The following is an 8,310-nucleotide window of genomic DNA, read 5'->3' as shown; positions in this document are numbered from 1 at the left end:
CGCTGACGCCAATCGTCTCCGCCAGCACTCGTGCCGTGTGCGCGACATAGGCCGGCTCATTGCGCTTGCCGCGAAACGGTATCGGCGCCAGGTAGGGTGCGTCTGTTTCGACGAGCAGCCGGTCCTGCGGCACATCGGCGGCGATGGCGCGCAATTCGGCCGAATTCTTGAAGGTCAGGATGCCCGAGAACGACACATAGCCGCCGAGCGACACACCGATTTCGGCCAGCCGGCGTCCCGATGAAAAACAGTGCAGGATGAAGGGGAAGGCGCCCTTCCCTGTTTCGTCCTCGAGAATAGCTGCCATGTCGTCATCGGCATCGCGCGAATGGATGACGAGGGGTAGGCCGGTCTCGCGAGCGGCGGCGATGTGATTGCGAAAGCCCTGCGCCTGCGCATCGCGCGGCGCTTTGTCGTAGAAATAATCCAGCCCCGCTTCACCGATCGCCACCACCTTCGGATGAGCCGACAGGCGGGCAAGCTCTGCGGCGGTGATGTCGAGTTCCTCGGCGGCATTGTGCGGATGGGTGCCGACGGAGCAATACACTTCGTCGAAACTCTCTGCGATTTCAATGATTTGCTGAAAGCGCTTCACACGGGTCGATATCGTCACCATGCGGCCGATTCCGGCCGCTTTGGCGCGGGCGACRATGGCCGYCCGCTCCTCGGCGAAATCKGGAAARTCCAGATGGCAGTGRCTGTCGACAAGCATCAGGCGTTCGCGCTCGGCTGTTCGACATAACGCGGAAATACGCCCTCCGGCACGGGCAATGCTGTGCCGGGCACAAGCGCATAGTCGGCGTGGACATGCTCGAAGTTACGTTTGTCCGCCGGCACCGCCAGCAGGTCGAGCAGCTTCGTGGCCGACTCCGGAACAAAGGGCTGGCACAGCACGGTGACGCGTCGAACCACCTCCGCGGTCGTCCACAGCACCGTTTCCATGCGCTCCGGATCGGTTTTCTTCAGTGCCCATGGTGCCTGTCCAGCGAAGTATCGATCGGCTTCCGCCACCACATCGAAGATCGCTGCGACTGCCAGGTGAATGCCTTGCCCGGCCATTGCTTTGCGCGCGGTGGCCAGAGCCGCCACAGCCTGATCCAGGATGGCGCTGTCGGCTTCCGTCAAATCGCCGCGCTTCGGCACCACGCCGCCGCAGTTTTTGGCGATCATCGACAGCGAGCGCTGCGCCAGATTGCCGAGGCCGTTGGCGAGATCGGCGTTGGTGCGGTTGACAATCGCTTCATGGCTGTAGCTGCCGTCCTGGCCGAACGGCACTTCGCGCAGGAAGAAGTAGCGCACCTGGTCGAGACCGTAATGTTCGACCATGCTGAACGGGTCGATGACGTTGCCGACCGATTTCGACATCTTCTCGCCGCGGTTGAACAGGAAGCCGTGGCCGAAAACGCGCTTCGGCAACGGGATGCCGGCCGACATCAGGAAGGCCGGCCAGTAAACCGCATGGAAGCGCACAATGTCCTTGCCGATGATATGCGCATCGGCCGGCCAGAAGCGCCATTTCTCATCGTTTTCATCGGGATAGCCGACGCCGGTGATGTAATTTGTCAGGGCGTCGACCCAGACATACATCACATGCTTCTCGTCGCCAGGAACCGGCACGCCCCAGTCGAAGGTGGTGCGCGAGATCGACAAATCCTTCAGTCCGGATTTGACGAAGCTCATCACCTCGTTGCGGCGCTCGGCCGGGCCGATGAAGTCGAGCTGGCTTTCATAAAGCGCGATGAGCTTGTCCTGGTAAGCCGAGAGGCGGAAGAAATAGCTCTCTTCCTCGACCCATTCGACCGGCGTTCCCTGCGGCCCATAGCGGATATTGTCGGGACGGACCTCCGTCTCCTCCTCGCCGTAATAGGCTTCGTCGCGCACCGAGTACCAGCCGGCATAGCCGCCCTTGTAGATGTCGCCATTGGCGTCCATCGCTTTCCAGATCGCCTGCGAGGCCGCGTAGTGCCGCTCTTCGGTGGTGCGGATGAAATCGTCGTTGGAGGCGTTGAGCGCGGTTGCCATGCGCTTGAAGTCGGCCGAGTTGCGATCGGCCAGTTCGCGCGCCGAAATGCCTTCGCGCTTCGCCGTCTGCAGCATCTTGATGCCGTGTTCATCGGTGCCGGTGAGGAAGAACACCTGCTTGCCGTCGAGCCGCTGGAAACGTGCAAGCGCGTCGGTGGCGATCAGTTCGTAGGCATGGCCGATATGCGGTTTGCCGTTCGGATAGGAAATCGCGGTCGTGATGTAGAATGTGTCGCGTGACATGAATGAACCATCATGAATGTCTGAATGGAAGCCGTGGCGGTGGATATCGCATCGGAATGGCGATTGCCATCCCGAGGCTAGTGCATGCCGCCCAAAAGTAGCCCCGGTCTTGGGGCAACGGCATGCACCAAGAAGTCCGTCACATTCGCATCGCAGAATTCAGGCGGTCGATCATGGTCAAGGCGTGCTGCTTCTTGTCGAGATTGTAGGTATCGGTCTCAGATATAGCGTCCAGCGCCTCATGCCAAGTGTCCGACAGGGTTTTGGCCCGCGCGAGATCGCCCGACCGCGCCGCCTGGCTCGCGGCGTCCGACAAAAGATCGAGCGCCCGGCGATTGAAGATATCGAACTGGATCGCCTGGTCGCGGCCGGCGACGGCTTCCGCCAGCCGATAGGATCCGCCGATGTCGCTCTTTCCCTTCGCCACCAGCGCATCGAGCGTCTGGGCGATCTCCAGCCCGCCATATTGCGTCAAAAGGATCGCGTTGCGCGCGCTGCCCCCTGCCCGTTCGACCAGCGCCGCCCGCGCGGCCGGATCGTCCGGCGGCGGCGGTTCGGCGGTCTGCAGCACCGCCAGCAAATCGTCGGCGTCGAGCGGCGTCAGGCGTATCACCTGGCAGCGCGAGCGGATCGTCGGCAGCAGACTGCCCGGCGCGTGGACGATGAGAATGAACAGCGTTCGCGCCGGCGGTTCCTCAAGGTTCTTCAGCAAGGCATTGGCGGCATTGGCATTCATGTCGTCGGCYGGRTCGACGATSACGACSCGGTAGCTGCCGTCATGCGAGGTCAKCGACAGGAAGCGGCTGACCYTGCGGATCTCGTCGAYGGTGACGACGGTCTTGAAGCTCTTGGTCTTGTCGTTCATCGGCCGCGTCAGATGCAGGACGCCCGGATGCGCCCCGGTCGCGATCTGGCGAGACAGCGACGAGGCGGGATCGGGCACGGCAAGACTGTCCGGCGCCTGCGCGAAGGCCGGGTGCTTCAGCAAATGATGCGCCAGATGAAAAGCCAGCGTCGCCTTGCCGATGCCTACGGGGCCGGCGAAGATCAGCGCATGCGGCAGCTTTCCCGATCGATAGGCGGCGGCAAGCATCTCGGCCGCCTGCCGGTGCCCGACCAGACGGGGCGTTTCCGACGGTTCCGGCACGCCGTCCAGCGTGTCATGCTGTTCCGGCGCAATGCGTTCGAAGATCATACCGGTGCGGCCTGCCTGTTGCGCGCGGGTGCCCTCGCCTCCAGAGCCGCGAACACGGCCGCGGTGACGACGTGCTCCACCGTGTCGGGATCGGCGGCCGCGTCGATGACGATGCAGCGTTCCGGTTCGGCCGCGGCGATCGCCAGGAAGGCCTCGCGCCGAGCCTGATGGATGGCCAGCGTTTCCTTCTCGAAGCGGTCGGCGTCGGCATCGCTGCCGCGCCGCAGCGTCGCGCGCCTGAGGCCTTCGGCCGGATCGATATCGAAAATCAGCGTCATGTCTGRCATCATGCCGTTGATGGCGACCTGTTCCAGCGCATCCATGAAGGCCGGGTCGATCCCGCCGGTGACGCCCTGGTAGACGCGCGAAGAATCCAGGAAACGGTCGCAAAGCACGATGGAGCCGCGCTCGACCGCCGGCCGGATGACCTGCTCGACATGGTCCGAACGCGCGGCGGCGAAGAGCAGCGCTTCCATCTTCGGCCCGAATGGCTCGGCAGCACCCGAAAGCAGCACATGCCTGACCGCTTCGGCGCCTGGCGAGCCGCCCGGTTCGCGTGTGAGCAGGACATCATACTTCTTGGCGCGCATCTTCCTCGCCAGCCGCTCGATCTGCGTCGACTTGCCTGCGCCCTCGCCGCCTTCGAAGGTAATGAAAAATCCGCGCGCCAATCGAAAGGGCCTTTGTCCAGGTTGGAGTGGATTGTTGCGCTCTAGATAGTCCGCGTTCGGGAAAACGTCCATGCCGTCGGTGTTATCGCAGCCAGCCGATCGCCAGTTCCTTGACCGCATCGAGCGCGCGCTGCGGCAACGTGCCGACACCGATCGACTCAGCAGCGAATAGCGGTGTCTCCTGGCTCAGCGTGTCGCCGATCCAGACGCGCAGCGCACCCACAGGCTGGCCCTCCTCCACGGGTGCTGCAACCGGGCCGCTGTAGACGATTTTGGCGGTCAGCTTGTCGCGGTTGGTGATCGGCAGGAAGATGTCGATCGGCCCTTTTGCCTTCAGCGTGACGCCGGATTTCGCACCGCCAAAAACCTGGGCCTCACCGACCACCTCGTCCTTGGCGAAGATCTCGGTTTTCTGGAAGGACCGCACGCCCCAGTCGAGAAGCTTGCGCGCCTCTTCGGCGCGCTCCTTGTCGTTGGCCAGCCCGCTCATGGCCACGATTACCCGCGTGCCGTCATGGCTGACCGAAGCGACGATGCCGAAGCCGGCCGCCTCGCTCGCGCCGACAGCCAGGCCGTCGRCGCCGATGTCCATSGCCAGCAGCGGATTGCGGTTCCTCTGCGAGATCTTGTTCCAGGTGAAATCCTTCAGGCCGTAGTAGCGATAGAAATCCGGATAATCGCGCCACAGATGCAGGGCCAGCTGCGCCAGTTCGCGCACCGTCGTCTGCTGGCCGTCGGCCGGGAGGCCGGTCGAATTGACGAAAGTCGATGTTTTCAGGCCAATCTGCCGGGCGCGCTCGGTCATCTCAGCGGCAAAATTGTCCTCGGATCCGGCCATGCCCTCGGCAATGACGATACAGCCGTCATTGGCCGCCTGCACGGTCACGCCCTGGATCAGGTCCTCGAGGCGGATCGCCGATTTGAGCTTGGCAAACATCGTCGATGTTCCCGACGGCGCGCCGCCCTTGCGCCAGGCGTTTTCGCTGACCACGAAGGTGTCGTCGAGTTTGAGGCGCCCTGATTTGATGGCGTTGAAAACCACTTCCATGGTCATCAGCTTGGCCATCGAGGCCGGCGGGATCGGCTTGTCGGCGTCTTTCGAAAACAGCACCGTGCCGGTGTCGGCATCGATCATGAACGCCTGTGTGGCCTTGGTCTCGAAAATCTGCGCATGGGCTGGAGCGAGGCAAAGCAGCAGCAAAGCCAGTCCCAGGAAGCCGGCAAATGGCGGAAAGGCGCGCAACTGCATGAAATCTCGACCCGTTTGCCGGTTTTGGCACAACCAAGCTATCAGGGTTTTTTCCGCCGGATCAACCGCGCGGGGAAAATAGATCAGTTGCGCACAGCCAGAGCGTCCGGCGCGCCGTGCGACCATGCCGCCTGCAGCAGATCATCCAAGCCGCCATGGCCGTTGGGGTAGAGGTTGACCGCGTACCAGTCATTGCCGTCGAGATCGGAACGCTGGATCTCGGTCCGGCCGTAGGGCGCGAGCGCGGTTGCGACGCGTTTGGCCTCGGCGGCGCTGTCGAAGGTACCGGCCGCCACATAGTCAGGCGACGGCGCCTGCTTGTTGGATTTTTTCCACGATTGCAGGATATCGGCGGGCGACATCCCGTCGTCGTCGAGCGCGGCGAAGACATCGGCGCGGCGGACACGCTCGTCGGCATAGGAGAGCGACGCCACGGCGAATGGCGATTGCGGCGGCAGCTTGATGTCCGGCCGCTCCGGTACGATCGGCCCGAAGTCGGGCAGCGACAGATCGCCGAAGGCCGGCGACGGCGCCGACATCTGTGCCTGAACCGGGGTGGCGGAATCGATCAGCTGACCAGGGAACGGTACGGCGGCTGCGCCCACCGGCACGCTTGGCGACGGTCCGTTCATGGCCACCATGACACCGGTCGGCAAGCCATCCGACGGATCCGGTATCCTGTTGCCTGGATGGTAGGATGCCATCAGATACTGGTCGTCATTGCCATCGAGCGGCGCGCGGCCGACATATTCGACCTTGACCTTCGCGGTGCCGACCTTGGCGTAGTCGAGCATCTGCGCCGCGCGCTCCGAGACATCGATGATGCGGCCCTCATGATAGGGGCCACGGTCGTTCACGCGCACGATGACCGAACTGCCGGTTTCGAGGTTGGTGACACGCGCATAACTCGGCAACGGCATGGTGGGATGCGCGGCCGTCAGTTGCGCCGTGTCATACACTTCGCCATTGGCGGTCAGCCGGCCATGGAAGGCGTCGCCATACCAGGAGGCCAGGCCGACCTTGGCGTAGCGCTTGTCTTCCTTCGGATAATACCACTTGCCGCGCACCTGGTAGGGCTTGCCGAGTTGGTCGCGGCCGCCGCCGCGGCGCATGAATTGGACGCGCGGGCTCGCCTTCACGCCATATTCGGTTTCGGCGAAATATTCCTTGGAACGAGGCTTGGGATTGACCATCCCCTTCGGCTCAGRCTGCGACGCGCAAGCCGCCAGCAAGGCAGCCGACGCCGCAAGCAGCGTAAGCGTGGAAGCGCGACGAAGACGCTGATGCGTCGTAGCCTGCATTTTTCCTGAAATCCCCTACAGTCTCAATCAAGACGCCGTGGTTTGAACAGCAGAGGAGCCAAAGCACTCACTCGACAACACCAACGGCGCCCTGAACCCCGATCCTTTGTGCACAGGAATTGTTTATCACGATATTAACCGATTGTGGCCGGAACCGGGCAAGATTGTGACGCCGCCCTGCCGCGCTCGGTGCGCTGCGTCTCGTATATTAGCAATCTCTTGAATTTCTCCCAAATCAGGATCATTCTTGTCGATGGGTGTGGTTCGCCGTTCGTCAAGCGTTGAAGGGGTAAAGCGTGATGGAATTCGCAAGCTGCTACGACCAGAGCGCGAGCATTTTTGCGTCGACGATGTTCCTGAACATCACGGCGTTTTTCATCGTTTTGGCCGCTTTTGCCATGTTACGGCTGGTGGCAATATCCGGCGAAGGTTCCGTGTACCGGCTTCAGGCCGCGTAAAGCCTCGGGCACATGGCCGGGAAGAAGGTGATCGCAGTCAAGGACTGGACGTGCGGCATGAGCGACGAACTCGGCCGTGTGGCCCTGACGATCAACCCGACAGAGGGTGAGCCGATCCTCGTTCTGATGACAATTTTCCAGGCGGCAAAAATGGCCCAGGAACTGCGAACGCCCAAATTCGTCCCCTTGTCCCCTCTGTGACGCGATTGAAGGGTCCCCACCTCGTCGTTGAGGGGGCCACCTCAGAGGATCGCTCAACCCTCCCCCAAACCTAAAATTGAGTCGGCGCTTGCCCGGTCAACAGGAAGGCGCCGCAGCGGTGGTTGACGCGGGCCTCAATGCCGCTTTACAGGAATGAACAGCGAACCGGTCGGGAACGCCTTCGGTGCCAATCCGGCGCCAACGGCGAAAACCCTTCGGAAGCGCACGATCCAAGTGATTGAAAAATCACGACGGAGGGATGGCCGAGCGGTTTAAGGCACCGGTCTTGAAAACCGGCGTGGGCGCAAGTTCACCGTGGGTTCGAATCCCACTCCCTCCGCCAAGTCAACCCCTAGAAAGCCCGGAAAACATGGGGTTTGGCGGTTTTCGGTTAGTGCCCAACTAACCAAACTACTAACCAATCGGGCCGCATAGCAGGGTCAAACAATGTGGCTGTGTCGCGGTTTGACCTTTGCGCTTCGATTGTCGCGTGTCCCCCCGAAGTCCTATATGCTTAGGAAAGCATGGGGGGAGCGACAATGGGGAAATCCAAGGCGAAATTTGCTTTTGCAATAGCCGGGATATTAGCGGGTGCCATCACAATTTGGCTGTGGGATCATCGTGGTGATTTTTATAGCTGCATGATTCGCGAAATGGTGGGGCAACCCGACTCAATGCGACAAATCGCGGCAAGGAAATGTCTCCAAACTTATGAAATGCCACCGGTCTCATCTCAATGAGACCGGTGGCTATGTTCAATTGGACAGCGATCATACTAGGTTTCGTTGCTGTGGCGACGACCATCGCTACATCGGCTGCTGCGGGACAAGCTGACTTTCGGGCGCTGGTAGCGTGTCAAAAACAGTCCAAGGTGTTTACAAAGATCGCCGAATGTCTTCCCGAAGCAGATGTGGCGGTAAAGACGTTGGACGCTTTCTCAATTATCTACCCGCTTACTGCTTCCCCCCTT

General features: G+C 61.7%; 9 protein-coding genes and 1 tRNA gene. 4 read left to right on the top strand and 6 right to left on the bottom strand.

What is annotated here, in order from left to right; genetic code table 11:
• From AC1DX0_RS26545 to AC1DX0_RS26520, 6 genes are all read right to left on the bottom strand, one after another.
• The coding region (locus AC1DX0_RS26545) for a TatD family hydrolase (RefSeq protein ID WP_477357405.1) at window positions 1–712 on the bottom strand (712 nt) is incomplete at its 3' end.
• On the bottom strand, window positions 712–2,265 hold the full coding sequence (gene metG / locus AC1DX0_RS26540) for a methionine--tRNA ligase (RefSeq protein WP_477220608.1): 1,554 nt from the start codon (window positions 2,263–2,265) through the stop codon (window positions 712–714). The genes AC1DX0_RS26545 and metG, both read right to left, overlap by 1 nt.
• A gap of 139 nt (window positions 2,266–2,404) precedes the next feature.
• Window positions 2,405–3,460 (bottom strand): DNA polymerase III subunit delta', encoded by a 1,056-nt coding sequence (locus tag AC1DX0_RS26535; RefSeq protein WP_477357403.1) that lies wholly within the window; start codon window positions 3,458–3,460, stop codon window positions 2,405–2,407.
• Window positions 3,457–4,131 carry a dTMP kinase gene (tmk, locus tag AC1DX0_RS26530; protein WP_477357401.1) on the bottom strand — a complete coding sequence of 225 codons (675 nt, stop codon included), beginning with the start codon at window positions 4,129–4,131 and terminating at the stop codon, window positions 3,457–3,459. Before tmk ends, AC1DX0_RS26535 begins: the two co-directional genes overlap by 4 nt.
• Window positions 4,132–4,213: 82 nt before the next feature.
• Window positions 4,214–5,380, bottom strand: coding sequence for a D-alanyl-D-alanine carboxypeptidase family protein (locus AC1DX0_RS26525; RefSeq protein WP_477357399.1), 1,167 nt, complete (start codon window positions 5,378–5,380; stop codon window positions 4,214–4,216).
• An 83-nt stretch (window positions 5,381–5,463) separates the two neighbouring features.
• Entirely contained in the window at window positions 5,464–6,681 is a 1,218-nt protein-coding gene (locus AC1DX0_RS26520; protein WP_477357397.1) for a septal ring lytic transglycosylase RlpA family protein, read from the bottom strand.
• Between the two features lie 299 nt (window positions 6,682–6,980).
• Between AC1DX0_RS26520 and AC1DX0_RS26515 the strand changes: the two genes are divergently transcribed.
• From AC1DX0_RS26515 to AC1DX0_RS26500, 4 genes are all read left to right on the top strand, one after another.
• Window positions 6,981–7,139, top strand: a complete 159-nt coding sequence (locus AC1DX0_RS26515; protein WP_477220603.1) for a hypothetical protein — start codon at window positions 6,981–6,983, stop codon at window positions 7,137–7,139.
• 57 nt (window positions 7,140–7,196) lie between these two features.
• Complete coding sequence (locus tag AC1DX0_RS26510) at window positions 7,197–7,340, top strand: hypothetical protein (protein WP_477220602.1); 144 nt, start codon at window positions 7,197–7,199, stop codon at window positions 7,338–7,340.
• Window positions 7,341–7,593: 253 nt separating this feature from the next.
• Window positions 7,594–7,683: transfer RNA gene (locus tag AC1DX0_RS26505), tRNA-Ser, on the top strand.
• A gap of 408 nt (window positions 7,684–8,091) precedes the next feature.
• Window positions 8,092–8,310, top strand: a 219-nt coding sequence (locus AC1DX0_RS26500) for a hypothetical protein (protein ID WP_477357395.1), incomplete at its 3' end; no start/stop codon positions are given.

Source organism: Mesorhizobium sp. P3_A9 (assembly GCF_056402975.1).
Note: the sequence above shows the minus strand (reverse complement) of the source record. Positions and strands in the feature narration are given on the sequence as shown.

Bases quoted from the DNA above. Each gene is read 5' to 3' on its own strand.
- AC1DX0_RS26515 (WP_477220603.1), top strand. From the start codon at position 6,981: ATGGAATTCGCAAGCTGCTACGACCAGAGCGCGAGCATTTTTGCGTCG.
- AC1DX0_RS26510 (WP_477220602.1), top strand. From the start codon at position 7,197: ATGAGCGACGAACTCGGCCGTGTGGCCCTGACGATCAACCCGACAGAG.
- metG (WP_477220608.1), bottom strand. From the start codon at position 2,265: ATGTCACGCGACACATTCTACATCACGACCGCGATTTCCTATCCGAAC.